We start from the raw sequence: 24862 nt of genomic DNA, 5'->3' as shown, positions 1-24862 counted from the left end.
GCGGCGACCGGCGTTGAGGGGGCGTGAAGCGGATGCAGGCATTGTCGCGGAACTGCAGGAACCAGTCGCTCCGATGCAAAGGGAGAAGCACAAGCGGAGAAAACCGTGAGGCGAGAGTACCGATGCGGAGCACTGGGACGGACCGATCTGTAGTAGCGATGAAGGCTCGTAATGGAGCTGGAGCGAAGAGGTCGGATCAGGTGGGCGTATCATCAACACAACTGGCAACAGGAGGACGTTGATGGATACGCAAGGCAAACCGTTCAATATCAGTAAGCAGAAGGTGTACGAAGCTTATCTTCAGGTGCGATCCAACGGAGGCGCAGCTGGTGTGGATGGAGTAACGATTGAGCAGTTCGAGGCCGATCTGAAGGGGAATCTCTATAAGATCTGGAACAGGATGAGCTCAGGCACTTACTTTCCTCCGCCAGTTCGCGCCGTTTCCATTCCTAAGAAGAGTGGAGGCCAGCGGATCCTCGGGGTGCCAACAGTGGCAGATCGCGTGGCCCAAAGTGTGGTCAAGCAGATGATTGAGCCGGATCTAGATGCAATCTTTCTGGCAGATTCCTATGGCTATCGGCCCGAAAAGTCGGCGCTGGATGCCATCGGCGTTACGCGCAAGCGGTGCTGGAAATATGATTGGGTCCTGGAATTCGATATCAAAGGACTGTTTGACAATATCGACCACGACCTTCTGCTACGGGCTGTACGCAAACACATAACGTGTGCCTGGGCGCTGCTCTACATCGAAAGATGGCTGACAGCACCAATGCGGAAGGAGGATGGGGCAACCGTCGAGCGAAACTGCGGCACGCCACAAGGCGGTGTCGTTAGCCCGATACTTGCCAACCTCTTCCTGCATTATGCATTCGACGTGTGGATGGGCAGACAGTTCCCTGACCTGCCATGGTGTCGTTACGCGGATGATGGACTGGTGCATTGCGAGCGAGAGTGAAGCGCGGATCGTCAGAGAAGCGCTTGCAGCTCGTCTTTTGGAATGTCGCTTGGAAATGCATCCCGCGAAAACGAAAATCGTCTACTGCAAAGATGATCGACGGAGGGGTAGGCACGAGACCGTCAAGTTCGACTTTCTCGGGTATTGCTTTCGTCCGCGATCCGTCCGGGGTCCAGTTACGCAGAAAACATTCTGCGGATTTACCCCGGCCGTCAGCATATCATCGCTGAATTCGATGCGGGAGAGGATTCGAAACCTGAAACCCCGCAAACGAACAGAGGTGACGTTGGATGACATTGCCCGCGAGATAAACCCGATCGTTCGGGGATGGATCGCATACTATGGGCAATACTCGCGCTCGGCACTTTATCCGATGGCGAGATACATCAACGAAACGCTCTATGTTTGGTTTAAACGGAAATATAAGCGCTTTCGCAAACGCCTGGGGCAAGCGCGTCTCTTTGTTGCAAAGATTGCGCGTGAAAACCGGAAGCTGTTCGTACACTGGCAACTTGGTAATGGCATGGAGCTCGCTTGATGGGAGCCGGGTGAGGTGAGAGCCTCACGCCCGGTTCTGAGAGAGGCTGGAGGTGAAATTCCTCCGGCCTACTCGCCCGACGATCCCAATCCTCGCCAAGGGGCAATGCACGACAGGGCGGATCTGGACCTATGTTCGGGACGACAAACCTTTTGCTGGTCCTGCGCCGCCTGCTGCGGTGTTTTATGCCACCAGCAACCGACGCGGCGAGCACCCGCAAACACATCTGGCTGAGTTTGGCGGGATACTTCAGGCCGACTGTTACAACGGCTTCAATCCACTGTTCGACCGGACAAAGAAACAGATGCCGGTGACACCAGCCTTCTGCTTCGCCCATGCGCGCCGAAAGTTCTTCGAACTCGCTGACGTCTCTCGTCGTGCGCGCCGGGGCCATCCTCAGCCGCGGTCGCGCGGATGAGGCGCTGGCGTGGACGAAGGCGGTGATGACGAATCTGGGGCTGACGCTCAACGAGGCGAAGACCTCGGTGAAGGATGCCCGGCGCGAAAGCTTTGACTTCCTTGGGTACACCCTGGGACCGCGCCACCTGCCCAACGGAGGGCGCTGGTATCTGGGAGCAAGCCCGTCCAAGAAGAGTGTGCAGAGGGTCAAACTGAAGGTTGGCGAACTGTTGGTGCCGGGTAACAAGGGTGCATGGGATGAGGTCAGGGCACGATTGAACCGCGTCTTGCGCGGATGGTCGGCCTACTTTTCCTACGGCGCTCTGGCGTCCGCATACGAGGCCGTCGATCAGCATGTCTATGATCGGACGCGGCACTTCCTCCGACAACGACACAAAGTGCAAGGGCGTGGGACGGACCGGTTTTCCCGTGAGCATGTCTACGGGGAACTGGCCGTTCTGAGCCTTCGACGCGAGCGCGGGCGGTCGTCGCCGTGGGCCTTACGATGAAGCCAGTCGGAAAGCCGGATGCGGGAAATCCGCACGTCCGGTTTGATGAGCGGGGACGGGAAACGGGGCTTCGCCACCGCGCCCGTCCTCGACTCTACAGATCAAGGGCCGCAAGCGGCACATTCTGGTCGACACTCTTGGCATGCTTCTGAAAGCCGAGGTCCACTCGGCAGGAATTCAGGATCGTGATGGAGCAGCACTTGTTTTCGACAGGCTCGCCAACCGTTTTCCCTTTATCGAGAAAATCTGTGGCGACGGCGGCTATCAGGGCACAACGGTAGAAGAGGCCAGCCCGCGACCGATGGAGATTATCAAACGAAACCAGGCCGGTTTCCAGGTGCTACCGAAGCGATGGATTGTCGAACGAAAGCTGGCTTGGCTCGGCATAAACCGCCGAATGGCAAAGGATTTCGAGCGTTTCTCGGCCACAAGCCTAGCCTTCATCCAAACAGCAATGATCAAGCTCATGACAAGAAGGCTCGCTCGATACCCGCTTTCTTGAACAGATGGGGTGATTGGGGTCTGCGCCGCGGGTGTGGCTGCTCCCCTTGAGGATGTTAGAACGTGGTCCGTGTTGATCGGCCACAAGCATCGAAAGGAAGCAGCCATGATGTACTATGCTGGAATGGACGTGTCTTTGGAAGAAACATCGATCTGTATCGTCGACGAGACCGGCCGGATCGTGCAGGAGACGCGGGCGGCGAGTGAGCCGCAGGCGTTGATCGCAGCACTTGAGGATATTGGTCTGCCAATGGAGCGCATTGGCCTTGAAGCGTGCTCGCTGACGGCCTGGCTGCATGACGGGTTGCGGGGCGCGGGATTGGCAGCGATTTGCATCGAGACGCGCCAGGCCAATGCGGCAATGAAGACGATGCCCAACAAGACCGATCGCAATGATGCACGCGCCTTGGCACAGATCATGCGCACCGGTTGGTTCCGGCGGGTGCATGTCAAGAGCCGCCAATGCCGGCTGTGGCGCTCGCTTCTGGTCGCACGCCGGACGGTGATGAACGAGATGCGCTCGATCGAGAATGTGGTGCGCGCCATTCTGCGGGAGGGCGGCATCAAGCTTGGGACGCCAAGTCGTGCAGACTTTGCAGGAAAGGCGCGCCAGATAGCGAACAGCGATCCGCTGGTGATGGCGCTGGTCGAGCCGCTATTGGCCGTGCTTGCCACGATGCTGGAACAGTTCGCCCAACTGACGAAACAGGTGCTCGACGTTGCCAAAGGTGAGATGACATGCCGTCGGCTGATGAGTGTGCCCGGCGTAGGACCGATCACCGCGTTGGCCTTCCGTGCCACCATCGATCGCCCAGACCGGTTCCGTCGGTCGCGCGATGTCGGTGCCAATCTCGGCCTGACGCCGTCGCGCTATCAATCCGGCGAGACCGACATCCAGGGTCGGATCAGCCGATGTGGTGACGAAATCGCTCGAACCGCGCTTTATGAAGCAGCTCATTCGCTGCTGGTGCGGTCGAAAAAATGGTCGAGCCTCAGGGCCTGGGGCATGAGCATTGCCAAGCGCCGCGGCATGGCGCGGGCACGCGTCGCAGTCGCCCGAAAACTTGCGGTGATCCTGCATCGCATGTGGTGCGACGGTTCCGCATTCCGTTTCGGAAAGCAGGCCGACCTCGCAGCAGCCTGATGATGAACAACCGGAGGGAAAAGGCACAAACAGCAAGTTCTGCTTGAAAGGCAAATCGGATCGTTCCCGTGGGGACGATGGGCAAGGTGATCTCGTTTAGAGTCTCGAACCTGAGGGCGAAAACCCCAAGGTCGTGAAACAGATTGGGACACCTTGCCTTCCTGACCCCATCATGCGGCGGCCACGCGCCGACCGCGAAGAGAAGCGAGTGACCCGCGGGGCGGTATGATCCGAAATTTAGATCGGGAGCAGCTTGACTTCAACGATCCCAATCAGAGAAGACTCTAAGGACGCAGCCGGCTCATAAAAACCGGCGCAATCCGATCAGACTAGCCCGGCTCCGATACGCGCGCGAGGCCCTATCCCGCGGCCTTCCTCGGATGCTTACTGAGCAGCAATGGAACGTGTCGCCAAGGCAGTGAGGCATGGCAGGATATATTCTGATGTAAACCATGCACGTTTACAATACGTCACCACGGAACGGGGCGGTGACGGAAACCTATAGAAATACTCCGTTTTCGTTGCTTGCAGATGCATTTTGCATGATCAGGTAAGTCGGTGCGGTGTCTACTGAAGCTAAGGTTCGACGTAAGTGGCACCTCTGGGCAATAAGTCGTAAAGATGAGGGGGCAATTTATCCTTGACATATTCATAATTTCACGTGAAGATCAAACATGATTTGTTGGAATCTGTCAAAGTAAACGGCGAAGTAATGAATGGGTTTAAAACTCGCCTAAAGTCGTGGTAAAGCGATGATGTGATAGGTAGGTAGCAAATAGACCCGTCAAACGTCTCAAGCTGACACCGACAAAAGACTATGTGAAGAAAATACATGGCGAAATTGGTGCAAACTAATCGAACCGCTGTACTTTATACAATTTTTTGTGGAGCATAACCTCGATCGGAATGGCCAACGTACTATTTATAGATACGGTGGAGTTTACCATTTGCGCTAACTGCACTGTCTGCGAAATGCACGACTTCCGAAATATTCCCGTACAGTACCACGACCTTGAGGCAGCTGCTAATGCGTTCAAAGCCGAGCGTGGAACCGAACCTTGTGTAGGTCCCGAACTCATACTCACAGCTCGCGCGCACGTCTTTGTTTACGGAGGTCAATCCCTTCTTGAAGAACTTCTCGCCAGGACAATTATTCTTCCAAATGGCGTGACCAGGTGGTTCTGCTCTTATAGTCCCTCGCAGGTGGTTTCATCTGGCCTTGCCGCCGACAATGGGTGGACGCATTATGTAGCTTTGTTTCCTAGCAACAAATTTATCCTTGCTCAGGGCACAATGGATGGATGGCTTCACAGGACTGATGCACGTTACACCTTATATCCGGTGATTGCGGTCGGGACGCTCCTGTAAGGAGAGATGGCTCAAATTACATGAATCCGGATTTCACATCCTAATTCAGTATTCTGCTTTTTGAGATGGAAAAACTTCTATATTGCTTAAGAGCGCTATATATAGCAATATATGATATGTATCAATAACCTTTTAGATGAATGGATTATATCCATCTATTATATATATAAAAATGTTTGTATTTAAATAGCGCGTCGGTAGAGGATGATTGAATTTATGTGGCACGATTTTATACAATTGAGTTTTGAGTGAAATTGCTCCCCGTGTAAAATTTTGGGTCACAAGGCCCAGCGGACGCCCGCTTCTCTTTATATATTCCGCAAAGCCTCCGTACCGAGCGCTAAGATCGTGTCCTGTAGCGTAGTGTAGTTTTTTACATCCACGGCATATCCCGGTCTTGGCCGGAGGGAATATCGGTCCCGGTAGGGACGATGGTTGCCCATCGCCCCCCGGCCAGATCCGTACGTGCGGCATTGTTTCCAGCGTCATATAGCGGAACCGCTGGACGGCCCATTTGATGGCATGGACCGCTCCCTCTCCCTCAGCAAAGATGGCGGCTGCAATATAGAGTATAGGTGGCGCTACGATTCAAATTAAAGTTGGCCTAAAACCAGTATTGATAGAATACTGATTATGAATGAAACCACATAGAAAAATCGAAAGATTCACGCAAATCAACAGATTACGTGTTGTGAATAAAAAAATAAAAAAATTGAACAAGCAATAGAAAAACAATATTGTATTAAATATATTAAAGTCGAAAAAGGAAATAGATAAATAGAAAACACACAGAGGCAGATGCTTTACACAAGCGCTTTGCACATTATTTAGACATTTTATTCCGATATCATCGAATTTATTTGATAGTAGCGCCAAGGGTCAGCGACTAGTCGCTGCGCGCTCCAAAGATTGACAGTTTTGTTACATCGAAGGGAAGGTCTCCTAGTGAGGACAGGGTACCAGGAGCGTCTCCCCTTGCCGCTTTTATCAGGGACATGATGCTCTTTGTGACGGGAATTTTTATGCGGCACGATTTAGCGATTGCGCAAACCATTTGCATAGTGCGAATCTCCTCTGAGAAATAACGATGCCTCAAGGTGTCTGGACAAGCAAAGTTGACGTTGTAAGGGAATGGTGCCAAGCTAAACTCCCTCATGTTGACATAGTCAGTATTTGACTGGGTATTGCACTCTGCTAAAACAGTGTCCAGTGTGAGCCCCAAGGCCTTCGCCACTTCAAGACGCTCCTTGTCTACAGCATCTATCACATTACAAACGTACGTATTGGTGCCTTGGCCGTAGAAATAAAAGAGATGACCCCCGCCCACACGAGTTTCTAGCTCCATGCGCCAACTCTCGGCACGCTGAGTAAGAGAGCCTTCTGGATCGCGAAGCCTGCCAATGTTGAGCGTTGCGGAAACTGCATGAATGACATAGTTGGAGAAAAAAAGCGAGTGAAGCGGCGAAATGGCAGTTATCGTGGTGCCAAAGCACTTCTGTAGAGTTGCACTAGTTGAATTTGGAAGTGCAAAGTTGCCATTTGCATCGTACTTCACTGGGTAAGAGGAGACACCAAACGAAGGCAGGATCGCTTTGATGTGACCTTCGTTGCCTTGCCCGCCAGTCAGCTTTGCTGTTACGGGAGAGTCGTCAGTTTCCAGAATTCGTGTGGACATCAAGCGAGATGCGTAGTTAACAGTGAAGCCATGCCCGCAGATGACGAGCAAGCTTTTTTTCAGTACGAACCTTTCAAGATCCCTAACGAATCCCTCGTGCACATCAGCACGGGTCGCAAGGATCAGAAATTTCGCTGAAGCAAGCAGGTCGGACAATTCCTCGTATACCGTGACCTCATACTTTCCTTCGATGAGGCCGCTGGCTACGATTCCACCATTCTGGCGGATCGAAGGCAGTGAACCGGTATGATTCGCAGGTGCCCACATCAATGTCGGAATTTTCCGGCTCGACAACCAGGCCGCCAATGCTGTTCCGGCGTGACCGGCTCCAAGAACACCAACAGTAAGTTCAGATGCCATTAATCAATTGATAAGACTAAGATGGAAGGCTTATTTGATTGGAGTGGATAAAAACGTGGTTGAAGATCAATTTATAGAGCGTATTTCCCTAGGGCTTAAGCACACAATATTCTCGAAGAACAACGTGAAGCAACCATAAAGAAGGTCGCAGCCCTTACGCTAACAATATCCTAAAGGCATATTGCTCATGAAGGCAGGTTACGTACGAAGCGTGCGATACTTTACGTGCCGCTCAAATGAAACGTAGGAATGACGCATTTCCTTAAGGCACATATGCGTACCCCCGGTTAAACGTTGCCGCATCAATTAGGGATGCAGATGGCCAAGCCCGACAAAATGCGATTGTGGAGGATAAATGCAATAACAGGTGTATTCATGAGTAGGGGACTTTTAGAAGGTGCATATTTAGCTAACACAATGCGGCCGAACAGAATGCGATACGACAAACGTTGGAAATCCCAGACACCTATGTCGATGCCGATCGTGAATACAGTGAAAACATCATAGATCTGAATGAAATATAGCCGTAGAATTAATCCGCGCGAATTAAAGGCGCTTTTATAATTGGATGTGCGATACAATACGGACTGTCGATAGTCCCGATAGAGCAGTGCTAGTTATCCCATAATTTGAAAAATGAAAAGTTCGTGTCAACAATAAGAGGGATATACGCTATTAATAATATAATATTTTCGTCAAAACTGGGATTTGAAGCAGTAGTGCATAAGTGAGATTTATAATTGCAGTTGATAACATTTTACTCTGAAATAATATATTTAAAATTAAGTATTAGTCTTTATTTAAATGTCTTAATTCTCAATTGAGCGAATAGACAATAAAAATATTGTCGCTCTAAAAATTCCATATTGTTTGCCTGGAAGGTGGGGCAGGCTCAGCTAGCTAAAGTGTGGCTGTTGAATGGAGAATCCGCTCAAAGATTCACTTATACGCGTCCTCATTGATCAGAGCCCATGGGCCCATTCTCGCGCATGAAGAGCCAGAGATTTTCAACCAGGTTCAGCTTGGGTGATTTAGTACTACAGTTGCGTCTGCCTCAAAATCATGATTCACTTCTGTTGTTTGACGGGAGGGTATACGATGTCGGTTTCGTGTTGGTCTGGATCAGTGGTCACTATACGTTGGCTTCCCAAGAGCGACGTAAGCGTGTCGTCGCCACCATAGGTAGCAAGACATCGTTAATCTGTTTTCGCCACCATTATTGGAATTTCAACAATATGTTATCGTTCGTGCAGTAATTCCAAGTTTTATCATATAAGATATACTGTTGATTACATATCAAAAAATTCGCTTAAAAAAGGTTGGCTTGGAAGTCTTAGTCAATTAAATCGGTGCTAACGGTCTTAAGGTGGACGTCACCCATGACGTGATAACATCCGCATGTAGATATAAGGGTTTGCTATTCCACTCCGATTTAAGCATAATAAACTCGCTAGAAGGTTTTCTAGCTATGGCAGTCTCAAGTTGGGCAGTTCGTGATTTTTCTCTTATCTCCAGAGAGGCCGAACTGAAAGTTCGTCTAGAGCAGGCACGTACAGATTTCAGGGCTATGCTCACTGATATTGTGTATTTCAATCGTTCCAGTGAAAACCCAAATGAGTTCGATGATGAATATATTTTGACCAATCAAGCCATCACTTTTGTTTATGTTAATCAAGCTACTGCCATGGCCTGTGCATTCAATCGCTTCCTCCCTTCCAGTTCCTCTAACTGTGGGGCTGTGGCTACCCAAATTCCGCCGTGGCTTTTAAGCTCTCAACAGTTGAACCACATACTGCAGGAGCGTTTGCGATCAAGGCGGGCTGGTCAATTACTACAACGGCCCACAGGCAAATACTTCCTTTTTGGCAATTTTTACGAGCTCAGTTTTTGTGCGATTCGGAACAGAACGCATTAATGGTGAAAGCTACGGCTTCTACTCTAGGCACGGAAACTACACGGAGGAAGGAGAGGATGATGAAGACGAGGACACGCAGATCTATGAGGAGCATGAAGATCACGAAGTGCAGGCAAGAGAGGTCCAAATTGGTAATCTGATCCATTATCCAATTTTTGCCTTTGGAACGGGCCACTTTTCTCTATAGACCCTTCAAATGAACAAAAGTATCTCGGCCATAAAAAGACAAGAGGAGCGATGGAGCATCGGCGTCAGAATGGGAAATTGTGAAAAGCTATTCCTGTTCTGTGGAGACTAATATTAATGAAATCTGGGAAAGGTTTTATTAGGATGCTTAGTTATAAATACAAATCAATATCATTGAGTGTATAAAAAAATATATATTCGATTAATTCTCCTGACGGGAGTTTATGTTATCGTATCTCGCATAAAATTATGACTGCCATAAAAATAAATGTTTAAGCATATATTATTTTGGAAAATAATATATTTAATTTATAGACAGTAATTCTGTATCCCGTTGAATGGCGCTGCTGATAGATAATGGCGTCGAAGGACTGAGGAGACGCTGAAAACTCGAGACAGATCCCATTCGATCATAAAATATGTCCATTTTTTACTTACTACACGTATTGGCGTCCTGTGGCATATTACGAGAAGATCACAATATTAATTTTTAAATTGATAAAAGTATTATCGATATCCAGTGTCTTATCTCCATTCAGTCCTCAAATCGATTGCCTATTAGACCCGAACCATTTATTAGCTATGACGTGTAAATGCCTCGCGAATCTCCTGCCGAAGTGCCTAAGCAAGTGTCCCAATTATGTCGATGTGCGGAATGGAAATTGTCTTTTTAAATGACTGCTTTGTCCAAACAAGATTGAAATGTGTGATCTGAAGTCACTTTCGTCAGTGAAGACCGTGTTAGTTGCCCGTGCCCGCAATTTACGGGATATAGATGCAGAGCGGATGGATTTGATGAATCTGAACTCCTTTCAAGCTTTTTGAAAAAGAGGCGCGACACTTTCATCGCCGTTGTCAAGGAGATCACTTGAATAACTGTTAACGTTTTCGGGTTGATAAATTTACCCTCGTGATGCCGACTGAAATGTGGGACCATGACAATGGTTGACTTTCGGTGCTAAAGTAAACAGCGATAGATTGACGTAATATATTTCGGAGTGAACCGAAAGCAAGTCGTGCCTTTGCGTAAGTGTGATGCATATGATGTTTAGTAGGCCGAAGGGTTGTCGATGCGATCCAGGTCGGAGCTTTCAGCCACATTGGATATGCGCCATCTGCGGCGAATTTGTTGTTTTACTGCAAATTCGCAAATTTGAATTAGGGATTGGTCTATAAAGTGGTGGGTAAGATATTGGGGTCTCGGGAAGAGTTATGCCGAGAAGTCAGACGTGCTTGGAGAACCGAGTTTATACAAAAAAATCTTAAGGCATTAACTTGAATTCTCTGCCCGGGGTCGTGGGCCAAGTTTTAAAAACTATTGCGTAATGCGGAAATTCGGGCGCTTATTACGCTAGGATGCCTATTTAACCAGAAAAAACTGCGATATACCCTTACAAGAAAAAAACCACGATGAACTTCACAGACATTCCTTCGGCTTCCCACGATCTAGCTTGGGCAAAGCAGAACTTTATCACCGACCACGGTCAGTTCCCGGTTTTGAATTCTGGTGAGAAAATCTCCACCAACAAGCCACTTCTATATAGGTACGGAGGAGCCGAACTGATATCCCAAATCGAGGACGGATATTTCAAACTCGCAGCGAAACGGGAGATAACATTTGTTGCCAATGCGCCAAATGTGGTGAAATCATCAGACAGCACTGCGACCTACTACGTCGCTATATTCCCAAGCACCTACTTTTTGCATCTGAGGCAGCCTGTTCCCTACTTCGCAAGATGCCATGACTCAGAGACTTTGTATCCTGTTGTCGCGTATGGAGCAATGTGAAAATTTAAGAAGTGCGCGGCTTAGTGCCCGTGCTAGCCTTAAAGATATTCGCTGCTCACCGTCGCCAAAATGTATTGTATGACCTTTGGTCAAAATTTACTATTTTCAATAAATCAGTACTTGATACGATGTTTCGGATATTAATAATATGTAATCTAATTAAATGTTTAATGAAAGAAATTCTGTTATCATGTGCGCCTGATGAAACGAGTAAGGGCCGGATAGATGTTCAGACAGAATATCCTACTTAGCAAATAGGCTAGTTAATCGGCTCGCTAGGACTAGTTACGGCCAAAGATGTAAGCCTAGGCCAGATCCGCAGCGCCGCTGGCAACGGCAGAGAAGCCTGCCATGATCCAAGAGCCTATGAATCGGACGCTATATACACCGTAGCTTCTTCCATGGCATACAACCGAACCAGTTGTTTACTTGCGTAGGTTGTTGACCAAAGGGCCGCTCATGCTTCTTCAGGTAGTGACGTCATGGCGTTCCATAGTTTGCAAAAATTGGTAAATTTGCAAAACAACACCCTTCGTGCGGATAGGCGCCTGATGAATGGTCTAAGCCCATTTTTCCACGGGCCAGACCAGACGGCAACTCACTAATGTTCTCATTTAAAATGCAAAGCGAAGTCAGCGTTGCCACGCAAGGTTGAATTATGAGTTGTTGTAAGTTTGTGCCGTCGCCACCCGTGACATTAGGAAAACCTGACAAGATTTATTGTCGGTAATGCCCACTCCTGTATTTGTTGGTAGGTTTGTCCACGAAATGAGAGAACTTGTTGAAGTATCCCATCGGGTGATTTAAGGCATTGAAGTTGGACATATTTTTGGGACTCGTAGCCGCCACGTGGTCCAAGATTTTCATATTGTGGCAGGCTTTTTGCAGCCTTTGATGACTTTAGAGTCCATTCAAGAAAGCGGGTAGCGAGCGAGCCTTCTGGTCATGAGCTTTATCATTGCGGTTTGGATGAAGGCGAGGCTTGTGGCTGAGAAACGTTCAAAATCCTTTGCCATTCTGGGGTTTGTGCCGAGCCACGCCAGCGTTTGCTCGACGATCCATCGCTTTGGGAGCACCTGGAAACCGACCTGGTTACGTTTGACAATTTGCATCGGGCGCGGACTTGCCTCTTCGACCTTGGGGCCCTGATAGCCGCCATCGCCGCAGATTTGCTCGATGAATGGAAACCGGTTGGCGAGCCTGTTGAAAACAAGTGCCGCTCCGTCGCGATACTGAATTCCTGCTGAGTGGACTTCGGCTTTTAGGAGCATGCCCAAGGTATCGACCAGAATGTGCGCTTGCGGCCTTTTATCTTTTTGCCTGCGTCATAACCGATATCAAAACGGGCGTCCGGGCCAGTCTTCACCGACTGGCTGTCGATGATCGCAAATGATGGTTGCTCGTCGCGCCCCTCAAGCTGCCGCGTTCGGCAATAAAGCGCATCATGGATACGACGCCAGGTTCCGTCCCGGCAGAACCGTTCGAAATAGTTCCGGTGCGTAATTAACGTGACCTAAATAAGGAAATTAGATAAATTCATTCAAACAATAAAAAGTGGCGCAGCCTTCGATGCATGCTAGAATGATAATGTTTAACGTTACTATGATACTATGTAATTCCGAAGATGGCGGAATATTTTAAACAGAGATTCGGCACTTCTCTATGATTTGATATCTCGTTGAGAGAGATCTGCCACGAGCACGAACACGTGAAGCGTCTTCCTGAGATCCACGTTAGCTGTGTTATCAGTAGCAAAGTCAAATTGGTCGGGCTGCCGCCTTAGGAGACTTTTAGCGCACATGAATGCGACCCGACCGGCGCGAAAGTTGGGGTCACACCGTGTTTTTGAGGTGATGCTGCAATAAGTGCGCTGGTTGACTCGTGCGATACAAGTAGGGTTCTCTAATCACGTGGTTTAGCCGAAACTCGCGCCATTCTCTCGCGGGGCAAATGATTTACGGAACCATGTGAGGATGAGAGAAAGCCTCGCCCCATTTCGGGCGTTAACAGGCTGGCATCAGGTGTTTCCGTTTCTATAAATAGAAGCGCGCTAAGGGTGTTCCCCACAGCAGAAATTTGATAGTCGAATTATTCAGTACATTTCGATCTCCACCTTAAGAAGATGGCAGGCCTTTCTGACGCTGTAGATCTCACTGGTTTTTACAATCCGAACGAGGTTGAAACGGCTCTGGACAACGCTGTGGCACTCTACAGGACACTTCGCGAACCGGCTCGTAGTATTCGCGGTGGACACAGAGCCAATGTGGACGGCCGAAATTTGTACGTCTACTCACGAACTGAGGACATCGACCTTGAGGGACAGGTGCTCTATATCTACATTAACGCATCCACTATGAATATGTGCGTTGCTGGTCAGCAGTTGCATTCCAATGCTGCGAGTGGTGCCGTCAGGGCAACGACGCTGCCACCATTTCAGGTGAATGTCACTGCCGCGGCAGTTTGTCAAGCCTTAAGAGGACTCGGAGACGGTGGGGTTATCTCTTACATCGATCAGGTTTATTGCTCACACTATGTGGCAATTCTTCCGAGCAATCGTTTCGTGCATACTGTCAATATGCAGCTGCAGGACTTGGAAGGAAACGAGCTGACCTACGCGGTCCACGAGCGTCCCCATGACTCCCACATAGTCCGTTATGATATCATTGCATATGGCGTGGCGCTCTTCGTTTAAGAGGGCTGTGCGCGATCAATGTGCCAGAGCGGTTTTTTTTAAGTACAAATAAGCCGAATCCTCCGCTCCGTAGAGCGGTAGGTGCCGTTGTTGCGATGTTGTTTCGCGTGTCTGTTATCGCTTTCTTGTTTATGGCGTCGGCTTATGGCCGCGCTTCACCTTGTACCAACTACCTGCCGTGCAGTAATAAATACGCAATACGCGTAATTAAAAATATATTTCGATTTTAATCGATAAACACTAATTATACTTCTGTCTTAATTTGATTTTCGATTATCTTAAGAGCCTTCCATTAACGTAATACGCGCCCTCGCTGATTTCGACTCTTGGGCTTCCCAAAAGGTGATGAATCTGAATCTCTGACACAAACTGGAGGTTTGCGATGGGAGCAGCGATTTCATTACGTGCAGATTTTGACGCTCAAGGTCTTCGGCGTCTGGCCCGCCAGAGCAAGCATGCTGCTCAAGCGCGTCGTCTTTTGGCACTCGCCGCGATCTATGAGGGAGGCTCACGCTCGGATGCGGCGCGGCTGGGCAATGTGACGCTGCAGATCGTGCGCGACTGGGTACTGCGGTTCAATGCCAATGGCCCCGAGGTGCTGATCGATGGCAAGGCCCCAGGACCCCGGTCACGGTTGAACGATGTTCAGCGGGCCGCACTGGCGAAGGCCATTGAGCGGGGTCCGACACCCTATCTCGACGGGGTCGTGCGCTGGCGGCTGTGTGATCTGGCCCAATGCCTCTGGGAAGATTTTCGTGTCTCGGTGAGCCAACAGACGCTGAGCCGGGAGGTGCGTGCCCTTGGTTATCGCAAGCTGGCTGCGCGACCGAAGCATCATGAGCAGGACCCTCAAGCCATTGAGGAGTTTGAAAAAACTTCCCCGCCGCAGTGGCAGAAATTGCCGCCGGATCGGCCCAAGGAAAGCGCCTAGAGATTTGGTTTCAGGACGAAGCCCGGATCGGGCAGAAGAACAAGATCACGCGCCGCTGGGCCAAGCGCGGAACGAGGCCATCCGCGCCACATGATCAACGCACAAGGTCGGCCTATATCTTCGGTGCGATCTGCCCCAAGCTCGATAAAGCGGCAGCTCTCATCATGCCGTGGTGCGACACCCACGCGATGACGCAGCACCTGGCTGAAATCGCCCGCCATGTCGACGAGGATGCCCACGCCGTCCTCATCATGGATCAAGCAGGCTGGCACATGTCCAACAATCTCGTCGTGCCTGAAAACATCACCATCCTGCCACTCCCGCCGAAATCACCCGAGCTGAACCCGGTCGAAAACCTCTGGCTATTCATGCGCGAGAACTGGCCCTCGAACCGCATCTTTAAGTCGTACGAAGACATCGTCGCTCACTGCTGCGATGCCTGGCGAAAGCTCGAAAGCCAGCCTTGGCGCATCATGTCCATCGGACGCAGAGAGTGGGCAAATGAGTTTTGATCAGTGAGAACCCGTATAAGAGCTGGCGCGGTTCGTCGAGACAGTTTGCGACGATCGCTAAGCGGATTTCCGCCGTTTTTACGCTGCGGCCTTCATTGGGATCAGCGCGTTGAAGTAAGCCTGATCCAGCGTCTGCCGGTCAAGCAATGAATGTGGACGTCGTGAGTTGTACAACAGGGCGACGAACCCACGGGACCGAGGTTCGGGAGCTTTTATATCCGTGGCACCCCTGGTCTGGGCGGCTCGTCCGCATCCATGGACTGGTGGACAAGGGGTCTACCGTGTTCCGCTGTAGCCTATCGGGTTCGACGTCATGCCGGTTGCTCGAAGTCCCGGTGTGGATATTTGACCGCACATTGAGTGCACGGTTGTTGGCCTTGCCAATTGCGTATGCTGATTTTGCTTGCCTTCTTGCTTTGGCAAAGTTGCTAAGAGGCAGGCACTCCGTCACAAGGCTCGTCTATCTTGAATGCCGCGTTCTCGAAGAGACCTGAGATGGGACTGGCTCCTGTGCCCCATCTCCCGCATTGCACGGGGTGGAGCTCACCGCGTAAAGGCAGAAGGTTGGAAATCGGAACACGGGAACTTGGATCGTTTGCCCGGTCGGCAGGTGGTAGGTTTACGCATGTTTTCGTGTGTGCCATCTTAATAGTGGATTGGCAGGATATATATTGATGTTTAAATCGTGCATTCGTGCATTCATGGCTTTGTTCGATAAAGAAAAGCGGATCAATCTGAGGTTGTAACTCTATGCTGTAAGATGCCATGCTTGCATTTGTCTGTGCCGAAACCATACTGCGCTTGTCGCAAACTTCCGCAGAGGCCGCAACTATTCCTTGAGCGATGCCATTTTCATGTTTTGTTAACCTTTATAAGTCCGAAAAGGCGCAACCAAATCGTTCTGATCATTGACTGTCCAGCCGCCGATCTTTGGTATCCGTCCGAGCAAGCTTGCAATTAGATGCCGGCATCGTCAATTTAACGACCACGAAGGTAGACCGTGAGGCCGGCCGAGTTCATCGGTCATGCTCAGGCGATTTTTGTCCACAGGCTCATCGCCGCTGAATGCAATTCGCGATGATGGCTTGAGGGGATGTCGTGGCGGGGGAGTTGGAACAGGTGTAAGCGCTCTTTTCTACGCGCGTTGACGTTTTGTGCTGACCGTGCCGCTCTGCGTTGTAAGCGTCGGGGCGTTCAGGCCGCTTTGGCTTGAGTAAAGTTGAAGGGCAATAGGTCGCCAAGATCTGCGTCTGCGGGGTGCTGAGGCAGCTCAATGAGGACGTGACGAAGCCACGCTAGGCTCAGGACGCGTTAAATCAGAGCCAGAAGATAACGGCGGCCGCGATGCATATGCTTGAGAAGAAGGTGTGAGCGCAACGGTCGTATCGGGTGTGAATTCGCCTCCAGTCCTTGAGCCTGCCGAACATGTTTTCGATCTTGTGCCGCTTTTTGTAGAGCGCTGGATCGTGCGGGATCGGCACCTTGCGGTTTGCCCGTGATGGAATGCAGGCCGTTATCTTGCGTTGCGCCAAGGCGTCTCGAAACCAGTCGGCGTCATATCCCTTGTCGGCAAGAAGCGTCTTTGCCTTGGGAAAAGCATGCAGCATCCGCGCGGCACCTTTGTAGTCGCTCATCTGCCCTTCGCTCAAAAGCAGGATCGGTGGCCGACCGTGACCATCGCAAACAGCATGCAGCTTGGAGTTCAACCCGCCTTTGGTGCGTCCGATACGTCGGGGAACATCCCCTTTTTTAGCAGGCTGGCTGCGGTGCGATGGGCTTTCAAATGGGTCGTGTCGATCATCAATTGCTCAGGCATGCCCCGCTTTGCTGTCAGTTCGGCCAGTATGCGATTGAACACCCCGAGCCTGCTCCACCGGATGAAGCGGTTGTAGATCGTCTTGTGCGGCCCATACTCTTTGGGAGCGTCACGCCATCGCAACCCATTGCGCAGAACGAAGATGATGCCGCTCAAGACACGCCTGTCATCCACGCGCGGAACGCCATGCGATAGCGGAAAATAAGGCTCGATACGGCGCATTTGCGCGTCTGACAAAAACATCAAATCACTCATGGCGGTCCCTCCGTTCGATCCCAGTGAATTAGAACCGAGGAAACCCCGCAAGCTATTTAATAGGTCCTGAGCCTAGCATTACAGTTGCGTATTTTTACAAGTTCTGAATCTATAGGCCTCCATGATTCGGAGGTCATGGATGATGGGTGCATCGATCGAGACAACGTTGGAACTTTGGGCATCGTCGCTGCGTGAAGTTAAGGCGCGTATGCGCGGATTGTTTACGCAGGAGCGCGTTGCAGCATCTGCGAACCTTTTCCTGGACGGCTTGTTAGGTGATGAGCGCCGTAAGACAGGTTGGATGCGCGCTGAGGCGGCTGGCGATCCTGGTCCGTGGCGACAGCAAGCCATCTTGGGTCGTGGACGCTGGGACGCAGACGGACTTCGCGACATTGTGCGCGAGTATGTTGTGGAGCACCTTGCCACAGATGATGCGGTCCTGGTCATTGATGAGACCGGCTTCCTCAAGCAGGGCAAGACATCTTGCGGTGTTTCACGTCAATATACAGGGTCAGCGGGCAAGGTAACGAACTGCCAAATCGGTGTGTTCACCGCCTATGTTTCCGATCGTGGTCATGCCTTTATCGATCGAGCCTTGTACTTGCCAAAGAGTTGGACCAGCGATCCGGCAAGGGTTGCCGCCGCTCATGTTCCTGAAGCTGTAGCCTTCGCTACCAAGCCTGCCCTCGCTGTCGATATGATTCGGCGGGCGCTGACAGCCAAAGTGCCGTTTTCATGGGTGGCAGCAGATGCGGTGTATGGCGTCGGAGACGTCGAAGGAGCGCTGCGCCGAGCCTGCAAAGGTTACGTTCTTGGGGTTAAATCCGACCATCATTTTGGCGCTTGGTCTGGTAAGCCTTTCGTCGCAGGAACCGCTCTTGAGATTGCCCGTGATCTCGATCCGGCTGCATGGCATCGCCTTTCCGCTGGCGATGGCACAAAAGGCGCGCGGCTTCATGACTGGGCCTACTGCGAACTGGCCGATATCGATGCCGACGAATACAGTGATACGCAAACCGGGCTTTGGACGCGTGGCTTGTTGATCCGGCGCAATATCAGCGATGGCGACCTCGCATTCTTCACGACTTGGTGCCCGGCCGGAACAGGCATTCAGACGCTCGTATCCGTCGAAGGTCACCGTTGGGCAATCGAGGATAGCTTCGAGACAGCCAAGAACGAACTCGGCCTCGATCATAACGAGACCCGCTCGTGGCATGGCTGGCATCGCCATGTCTCGCTCGTCATGCTCGCCTTCGCAATGATGGCTGTGATCCGATATCGCGCCAATAATGCGGCACCCCAAAAAAGACCGAGGATGCCGACCATCACGATCTGATCCGCTGGTCCATCCAAGAGGTCCGACGCATTGCGAATAAGCTTGCCCAGCGGCGTATAAAGCCCGCCCACATCATCGCATGGTCATGTTGGAGACGAGCGCATCAAGCTGCCGCCCAACGCGCTCACCTGAAATCAAAATTGCAACTGTAATGCTAGCATAATTGCCGAAAAAATAATGCCGAGAGCGACGTTGATGATAATGGCGTGGGTCGCAAGTTGATTTGCGTCCGCGTTTCGACCTCCGCCGAGCGCTCGCGCAATCCCTGACGAAATTGCTCCGCCGAATGCACCGGCAGACATCATCTGCATCAGCATGACTGCAGGGAACACGAGCGCCATTCCGGCGAGTACATCGGTACCCAGATGGGATAGCCACCAAGTCTCTATGAGCCCAGTCGACGCCTGTACCAGCATGATAAGGACGTTTGGCCAGGCTAGGCGAACAAGCATGGGCAGGATCGGATCTGTGAGCATGCGCCGGATGCGTGGATTCATAGGTGGCGGTTGGGCAATGGCGTCCGTTGCATGTGTCATCGGGTTCCCTCGTCCTTACGCGTAAAACTCTAAATCTATCAATAGATGGCGCCCTTAATTTATTGCCCATGCAAGCCCAAGTCACGCTCATCGGATCAGCGCCCTTCAAACGTTTCGAAGTTAGGACGCATCTGAGCTTTGAGCCGTTTGGAAATCGGAACTGCCACGCTATGACCCTGGAATCAATATGCGAGTGAGCTCTTCACCGTGCGAAATCCGGTATCACTTTTATCTCTGGTCGTGCACAACACCCATGATATCGCCAGACCGCGATACGCTCACAAGCAGGTTGTCGCCGCCACGGGTTGCCTTGACCAGATAACGTTTGCCGACATCCTGGACATTCCTCACTCGGTAGCCGCGACCTTCAAGCAACGTGATGACGTCACCCGGTCCAAAGCTAGACTGTTGGCCGAACCAGCGGTTCTGATCGTCATGATGGCGGTTCCAAGAATCTAGAAAGTTGGATTCCGTGTTCCCGTCGACCGAGTAGGGATCTGAAGGCTCGCCATCGTAGATTACGACCTGCGGGAAGGCCGGTACGGCGGCGATAGCGGTTAGAGCAGCGGCCGCGGTGAACGCGATGACATAACGTGTCATGAATTTTCCCTTTGACTAAAACGCTCTACCCCGTCCTATTTGGCGACCAAGTTAGATCGATGTTTGGAGGCGATGCGTAGCTCAACGACATTGTGCGCCTTGGTACTGTTGCAGTGTGTCGTTTGTTGTTACAAAATGTTGGAGCCACTTTTACGGATCAAACTGCGGCAGTACGGCAGTGGCCCCTTGTCGACTGTCGTTCGAATCACGAGGACAGGAGGTGCGAATTGCGGTGGCGCACATGCATGGCATCGAGCACCTGCCATATAGTGTTCTTACGGTAAATTGGTATTGAACATAGAGCTATCGCTGGAACTGAAAGTTCCATAATACTTATTACGTAGTTTCCGCTAAGTAACTGATACAAGACGGGTTTCGTCTGTCTTCCGGCTCTTAGCGTGAGGTTCCGTCCGTTGGCCGGGAGGCATTTAGGCTTGTCTGTTCTGGCTCGGGGCTTCTCAGCTCGACTTCAGGCGAAATCGGCTTGGATTGAGCATTGAGAGAAAGCAACTGCTCAAGGCGGGCTCGCGAAATGGCTTGGGCAGGGAAACGCATTATGTATCTCTCGATTAACGAGCCTTGATCCTGGCCAACTCTTGTTGATGGTGCAAGCACCCAGACCTTCTGTCCCCAGCGAATTGAGGGGGTTATCGAACCTTACCTTGGAGGTTGGTTGCATGATCTTGACATGCAACTATTGATTTATGATCCCCCGGCGGTAGATACTCAGGATGAAACGCTATTTTTTCCACGTCCGGAACGGGCCAATCTTCTTCCAGGATTTGGAAGGAAGTATAGTGAAGGATCTTGAAGCAGCTATCGACGAGGCGCAACGATCCGTAAAGGAGATCGTTGCGGACAGTACCGCCTCCGGAAAACCCATCGGCGGTCAGCAGTTTGAGATTGTCGATGAAGCTGGCATCGTTTGGGCTATCATCCAGTTTAAGGCCTTCATCCCCCATTCTGGTGCCGAGGCACTTGAGTGGATCTGAACGGCGTACGTCTTACCAAGTCGCTCAAAATTGCGCGCGTAACGCAATTAGCATAAGGCTCACCTGGCAAGGGTCCTGTCTTTTCGAGCGTCATTCAATCTTCTTAGGAAACACAGCTCTCAGCGAGGGTCAGCGGTTTGGCAGCGCTGATTTTCGGTGCGTTGAAACTTAGATGAGCTATGAGTTTTTGACGATTGCCGCACGGAGCTTCCTTTCGTCTGTGATTCAGCATACAGCTTCCCTAAGCCGAATAACACTGTTGACGCAAAGGCGGCAGTTGGGCACCCTTGTGAATGACCAATCTCTGCTAATTCACTCCTAGTGGTTACCGCCTGACATAAGAGTCCCGTATGGGATTCCATTTGCTGGGTTGGCATGCGAGTCTGGCGCATGCGCACAGGAATATCGTTCACCGTTTCGCCAACAGATCACCAACGCCTGATGGCCTTGACCAGGGATCGCAATGCGCCCCAAAAGCACGTCTGGCGGGCCGAGATCATCCTGCTGAGTGCCGATGGCGTCGGGACTGTCGAGATTATGCGCCAGACCGGCAAATCGAAGACCTGCGTATGGCGCTGGCAAGAGCGCTTCGCCACAGAAGGCGTCGAGGGTCTCCTGCGCGACAAGACGCGGCCGTCGCGTATTGTGCGGCTCGGACCCGATGTCGCCGAGCGTGTGGTGGCCCTGACGCTGGCTGATCCGCCGGGCGAGACGACGCACTGGACGGCCGACATGATGGCGACGGCCGCCGGCATCAGCGCCAGCGCAGTCAGGCGTATCTGGAAAGCGCATGGCCTCGCACCTCATCGGTGGCGGCAGTTCAAATTGTCCAACGACCCGAAATTCGTCGACAAGCTGCGAGACGTTGTCGGCCTCTATGTTGATCCGCCAGCCCACGCCGTCGTGTTGTCGGTCGATGAGAAAAGCCAAATCCAGGCGCTCGACCGCACCCAGCCGGGCCTGCCGATGAAGAAGGGTCGGCTCGGCACCATGACCCACGACTACAAGCGGCACGGCACAACCACGCTGTTTGCCGCCCTCAACGTGCTCGACGGCACCGTCATCGGCCGCAACATGCAGCGTCATCGTCATCAGGAGTTCATCCGCTTCCTCAACGCCATTAACGCCCAGGTGCCGGACGACAAGGCCGTCCACGTCATCCTCGACAACTATGCTGCCCACAAGCATCCCAAGGTGAGAGCCTGGCTCGACCGTCACGAGCGTTTCACCTTCCACTTCACTCCGACTTCAAGCTCATGGCTCAACGCGGTGGAGGGTTTCTTCGCCAGGCTGTCGAAGCGGCGTCTGAAACGCGGCGTTTTCCATTCCGTCGTCGATCTCCAGGCCGCCATCAACCGTTTCCTCGTTGAGCACAACAAAAAGCCAAAGCCCTTCACTTGGACCGCCGATCCCGACAAAATCATCGCCGCCGTTAAACGCGGGCACCAAGCGTTAGATTCCATCCACTAGTTAGTCGGAAGGAAGCACGGCAGCCGCGAGCGTGCAAGGCAGCTCGCTCTTTGCGTTGGCAGCCACCTCTTTTCCGCACAGGTCGTGAACGCCTGCTGATTGGCACGCACGAGAGCACTGGCATCGGCAATAACACGCATCCTTCGGGCTTGCCGACTGCGGCAATCCCCTCATCCCAGCGAGCGGCGTTCATGACAGCGGCGGCAACCGCCTTGTCGATCGATCCCCGTGGCGCACCCTGGTTCTTGTGGATTGTCGTCGCATAGCCATGATCAAGACTTTGATAAGAATTTGTGTCTATCTTGACCAAGCCAACTCCATCCCCCGGCGACAGCATACTGCCGTCGAGCTCCACATGTAGTGCGTCGGGCTCGACGGCCTTCACAGTCCCTAGCGTGCCATTCTTAACGCCGAGATCGCGATCGTTCTCCAGGAAGACCATCCGGTCTCGGCGGTGTCGCTGATGTACTTGTGCGGATCGCTATATCCTGCTTGTCTATTGCACGATCGACATGATGTCGGTCGGCGCGATGGCTCCGTGAATGTTTCAAGATCTCTGCGCGGTAGGACATGGCGTGCTCGACTTCGACTATGTCGCGTGTCGAATACCGCGCAAGTGTGATCTCCCCGTTGCCAAGTCCGTCCGCTTCGCTTGCAACTCGACCAGAACAGTTGAGGCCATGACGGATGCAAACGCGTTTAAGATGCTTGGCGGATCCTCGTTGATATATTTCATCAGGATCCCCCGACTGCTGCGTTGAGGTGCCTCGCTCGACTGGATTCAGGTGAGTTCGCAGAAGGCGCCCAAGGCATCGAGTTAGGTGCTCGTGCGCGTAGGGATCGTGATTTTCGTTGTGACGTTCTCATCGGCCGTAACAGTGAAGGTGATGTTATCTTTGTCGCAAATTTCTCCATAAACTTTCGCGGCAGCGGTTGCTTCATCATCCGCCTCGACCAGCGCGGTGTGAGAGACCAGGAAATACGGCATTCATCATCCTTGAAACCTACTTTGAGGGATACATGCGTTAGGCAGAATTGTCGGTCGCTACGAAATGACCGTCTGTATCTAGTCCCTCCCAAGCCGGCGCAAGCTATGGCTCGAGCGCTGTCACAGCGGCGGACTCTTGAAGACCTTCTCCAATGCGCCAAACAAGACTGCACTGCGACACGGCTTCAACTTGCCCCTGAGGCTATTCCAAAACGTTCCAACATTTGCCTAAGCTGTGCATTCTGGTGCCGCAGGTGTTCCGCAACGAGCCGCTTTAGGCGGAGGTTTTCGGCAGAGACCAATGCCAAGTCATCCGAGTGGGTCCCGGCTACATCGACCGCCATCACGACAGAAGGCGCTGCGAGGACATCCTCGTCAATAGACCGGCGGCGTCTTTGAAGACGCTTTAGAGCCTTTACTGTCTGGCGTGTCGGCTCACTGGCGGGCACCTTCACGGCCTGACTATCGTTGGAAACCGCATCTTGCTGATTCTGCTCATTTTTGTCGGGATCAACTGGCGGCATCGCGCGAGGCGTTTCTCCACCGGCCTCGCTGACCTCGGCGACTTCGATCTGCTTTTTCAGGTCGCTTGCCACGTTTTCACGACTGACCAGGGTTTCCGAGTCGGCGTTGTGCATAAACGGAAGGGTTGCCTCGGTATCCCTCACCAGAGCCGCGAAATCGGTATTGCCCCAGATGGATTTCGGCTGTGTTTTTAGTCGCCGGCGTGCCGATTTGATTTCGACGACGAAACTGCGCTGCTGTGTTCTCATTTTCTTCTCTGATTATAGTCTGCGTACTCAGGTGCGTTCGAAGCGCTTGAGCATTTCTCTGAGCTGGGCATTTTTGAATACGTAGCTTTTGCGCCAGCAGATCCTTGAGGTGTTTGATGTCTTCATCCAGGCTTGTCGCGTTTTCAAAGAACGGGTCCCTATTCGAAGATGCGGCAGAAATGGGCAAGTCCGCGATGGCGCCAGGAATTTCGAATGCGAGGACTGTTTTTGCGATCTTCGACCTCGCCTGCCGAAGTTTCGGCAAATGAGCAGCAGCCTCTACCTCTGGCCGCTCCTCTAACAGATCGGAGTTGGATTGCGCTTTTTCCTTTGTCACCTCGGCCTTAGCTGCTTCAGGGTAGTCCAGTGGCAGATTGGGCGTCTCGGGAACGATTTCGTTCTCGATCGACGCCGACGCCGGTGCGAGGTCTTCAGACTCCTCCCCGTCGACTCGCTCGGTTCCAGAGATAGCCTCCTGGGACGAGAGCAGGATAGTCGCAGCTGGCCGCAGTTCTATTTCGACAAGCTTTTGAGCGCTGGCAGGCGCGCCTGCTTCGTCCGCCGTCCCGGAGGATCTTTGCCGGGACAGCAGCTGCGCTAGATATTTCCAAGGTGGTTTCATA

The 24862-nt window shown here is 51.9% G+C and carries 19 protein-coding genes and 3 pseudogenes; 13 read left to right on the top strand and 9 right to left on the bottom strand.

Features of this window, described 5'->3' with window-relative positions:
- Positions 1-241 precede the first annotated feature (241 nt).
- From ltrA to J5278_RS26420, 5 genes and pseudogenes are all read left to right on the top strand, one after another.
- A pseudogene (ltrA, locus tag J5278_RS26440) lies at positions 242-1493 on the top strand (group II intron reverse transcriptase/maturase).
- A gap of 79 nt (positions 1494-1572) precedes the next feature.
- Positions 1573-1884: pseudogene (locus J5278_RS26435) on the top strand (transposase); the annotation flags it as partial.
- The gene (locus J5278_RS26430; protein WP_307877489.1) at positions 1829-2401 is read left to right on the top strand and encodes a group II intron maturase-specific domain-containing protein; all 573 of its coding nucleotides are present in this window, start codon (positions 1829-1831) and stop codon (positions 2399-2401) included. The pseudogene J5278_RS26435 and the gene J5278_RS26430, both read left to right, overlap by 56 nt.
- Positions 2402-2543: 142 nt before the next feature.
- Complete coding sequence (locus J5278_RS26425) at positions 2544-2903, top strand: transposase (RefSeq protein WP_156634900.1); 360 nt, start codon at positions 2544-2546, stop codon at positions 2901-2903.
- Positions 2904-3008: 105 nt separating this feature from the next.
- A complete protein-coding gene (locus J5278_RS26420) occupies positions 3009-4046 on the top strand; it encodes an IS110 family transposase (RefSeq protein WP_209186775.1) in 1038 nt (345 codons plus the stop codon).
- A 2254-nt stretch (positions 4047-6300) separates the two neighbouring features.
- Here J5278_RS26420 and J5278_RS26415 read toward each other — a convergent pair.
- On the bottom strand, positions 6301-7449 hold the full coding sequence (locus J5278_RS26415; RefSeq protein WP_219259410.1) for an NAD/NADP-dependent octopine/nopaline dehydrogenase family protein: 1149 nt from the start codon (positions 7447-7449) through the stop codon (positions 6301-6303).
- 1468 nt (positions 7450-8917) lie between these two features.
- Between J5278_RS26415 and J5278_RS26410 the strand changes: the two genes are divergently transcribed.
- The 3 genes from J5278_RS26410 to J5278_RS26405 all read left to right on the top strand — a co-directional run bounded on the left by J5278_RS26410 (position 8918) and on the right by J5278_RS26405 (position 11338).
- Positions 8918-9364 carry a RolB family protein gene (locus J5278_RS26410; RefSeq protein WP_257623504.1) on the top strand — a complete coding sequence of 149 codons (447 nt, stop codon included), beginning with the start codon at positions 8918-8920 and terminating at the stop codon, positions 9362-9364.
- On the top strand, positions 9312-9551 hold the full coding sequence (locus tag J5278_RS31315) for a hypothetical protein (protein ID WP_257623503.1): 240 nt from the start codon (positions 9312-9314) through the stop codon (positions 9549-9551). The genes J5278_RS26410 and J5278_RS31315 overlap by 53 nt, the downstream gene beginning before the upstream one ends.
- Before the next feature lie 1409 nt (positions 9552-10960).
- Entirely contained in the window at positions 10961-11338 is a 378-nt protein-coding gene (locus tag J5278_RS26405; RefSeq protein ID WP_111219446.1) for a hypothetical protein, read from the top strand.
- Positions 11339-12249: 911 nt separating this feature from the next.
- On the opposite strand, the gene J5278_RS26400 is transcribed toward J5278_RS26405, so the two are convergent.
- Positions 12250-12609 (bottom strand): transposase, encoded by a 360-nt coding sequence (locus J5278_RS26400; protein ID WP_111219448.1) that lies wholly within the window; start codon positions 12607-12609, stop codon positions 12250-12252.
- 851 nt (positions 12610-13460) lie between these two features.
- Here J5278_RS26400 and J5278_RS26395 point away from each other — a divergent pair.
- Together J5278_RS26395 and J5278_RS26390 are read left to right on the top strand one after the other, a co-directional pair.
- Positions 13461-14030, top strand: coding sequence for a RolB family protein (locus J5278_RS26395; protein WP_111219450.1), 570 nt, complete (start codon positions 13461-13463; stop codon positions 14028-14030).
- 382 nt (positions 14031-14412) lie between these two features.
- Positions 14413-15473, top strand: a protein-coding gene (locus tag J5278_RS26390; protein WP_206423162.1) for an IS630 family transposase whose coding sequence is annotated in 2 segments (ribosomal slippage) — positions 14413-14899 and positions 14899-15473 — 1062 coding nt in all. Because the reading frame shifts where the segments join, the coding sequence is not laid out codon by codon here.
- A 1316-nt stretch (positions 15474-16789) separates the two neighbouring features.
- Here J5278_RS26390 and J5278_RS26380 read toward each other — a convergent pair.
- A protein-coding gene (locus J5278_RS26380; protein WP_219259408.1) for an IS5 family transposase occupies positions 16790-17544 on the bottom strand; the annotation gives its coding sequence in 2 pieces (ribosomal slippage) (positions 16790-17211 and positions 17211-17544; 756 coding nt in all).
- A gap of 121 nt (positions 17545-17665) precedes the next feature.
- Between J5278_RS26380 and J5278_RS26375 the strand changes: the two genes are divergently transcribed.
- Complete coding sequence (locus J5278_RS26375) at positions 17666-18880, top strand: IS701 family transposase (protein WP_209187068.1); 1215 nt, start codon at positions 17666-17668, stop codon at positions 18878-18880.
- Positions 18881-19014: 134 nt separating this feature from the next.
- On the opposite strand, the gene J5278_RS26370 is transcribed toward J5278_RS26375, so the two are convergent.
- Together J5278_RS26370 and J5278_RS26365 are read right to left on the bottom strand one after the other, a co-directional pair.
- A complete protein-coding gene (locus tag J5278_RS26370) occupies positions 19015-19416 on the bottom strand; it encodes an MATE family efflux transporter (protein WP_247750636.1) in 402 nt (133 codons plus the stop codon).
- 228 nt (positions 19417-19644) lie between these two features.
- Complete coding sequence (locus tag J5278_RS26365; protein ID WP_209187080.1) at positions 19645-20016, bottom strand: hypothetical protein; 372 nt, start codon at positions 20014-20016, stop codon at positions 19645-19647.
- 731 nt (positions 20017-20747) lie between these two features.
- Here J5278_RS26365 and J5278_RS26360 point away from each other — a divergent pair.
- Positions 20748-21008, top strand: coding sequence for a hypothetical protein (locus J5278_RS26360; RefSeq protein ID WP_111223090.1), 261 nt, complete (start codon positions 20748-20750; stop codon positions 21006-21008).
- Positions 21009-21398: 390 nt separating this feature from the next.
- The gene (locus J5278_RS26355) at positions 21399-22478 is read left to right on the top strand and encodes an IS630 family transposase (RefSeq protein WP_111223089.1); all 1080 of its coding nucleotides are present in this window, start codon (positions 21399-21401) and stop codon (positions 22476-22478) included.
- 196 nt (positions 22479-22674) lie between these two features.
- Here the strand turns inward: J5278_RS26355 and J5278_RS31310 are convergent.
- The 4 genes and pseudogenes from J5278_RS31310 to J5278_RS26340 form a co-directional block, all read right to left on the bottom strand.
- Positions 22675-22932: pseudogene (locus J5278_RS31310) on the bottom strand (hypothetical protein); the annotation flags it as partial.
- A gap of 363 nt (positions 22933-23295) precedes the next feature.
- Positions 23296-23466 carry a hypothetical protein gene (locus J5278_RS26350; RefSeq protein ID WP_154677490.1) on the bottom strand — a complete coding sequence of 57 codons (171 nt, stop codon included), beginning with the start codon at positions 23464-23466 and terminating at the stop codon, positions 23296-23298.
- A 185-nt stretch (positions 23467-23651) separates the two neighbouring features.
- Positions 23652-24104 carry a hypothetical protein gene (locus J5278_RS26345; protein WP_209186717.1) on the bottom strand — a complete coding sequence of 151 codons (453 nt, stop codon included), beginning with the start codon at positions 24102-24104 and terminating at the stop codon, positions 23652-23654.
- On the bottom strand, positions 24067-24861 hold the full coding sequence (locus J5278_RS26340) for a hypothetical protein (RefSeq protein ID WP_111223087.1): 795 nt from the start codon (positions 24859-24861) through the stop codon (positions 24067-24069). Before J5278_RS26340 ends, J5278_RS26345 begins: the two co-directional genes overlap by 38 nt.
- Between the last annotated feature and the right edge of the window lies 1 nt (position 24862).

Source organism: Rhizobium sp. B21/90 (genome assembly GCF_019355815.1).
In the GTDB taxonomy this organism is placed as follows: Bacteria; Pseudomonadota; Alphaproteobacteria; order Rhizobiales; family Rhizobiaceae; genus Rhizobium; species Rhizobium rhododendri.
This window is presented reverse-complemented; position numbering and strand designations above follow the sequence as displayed.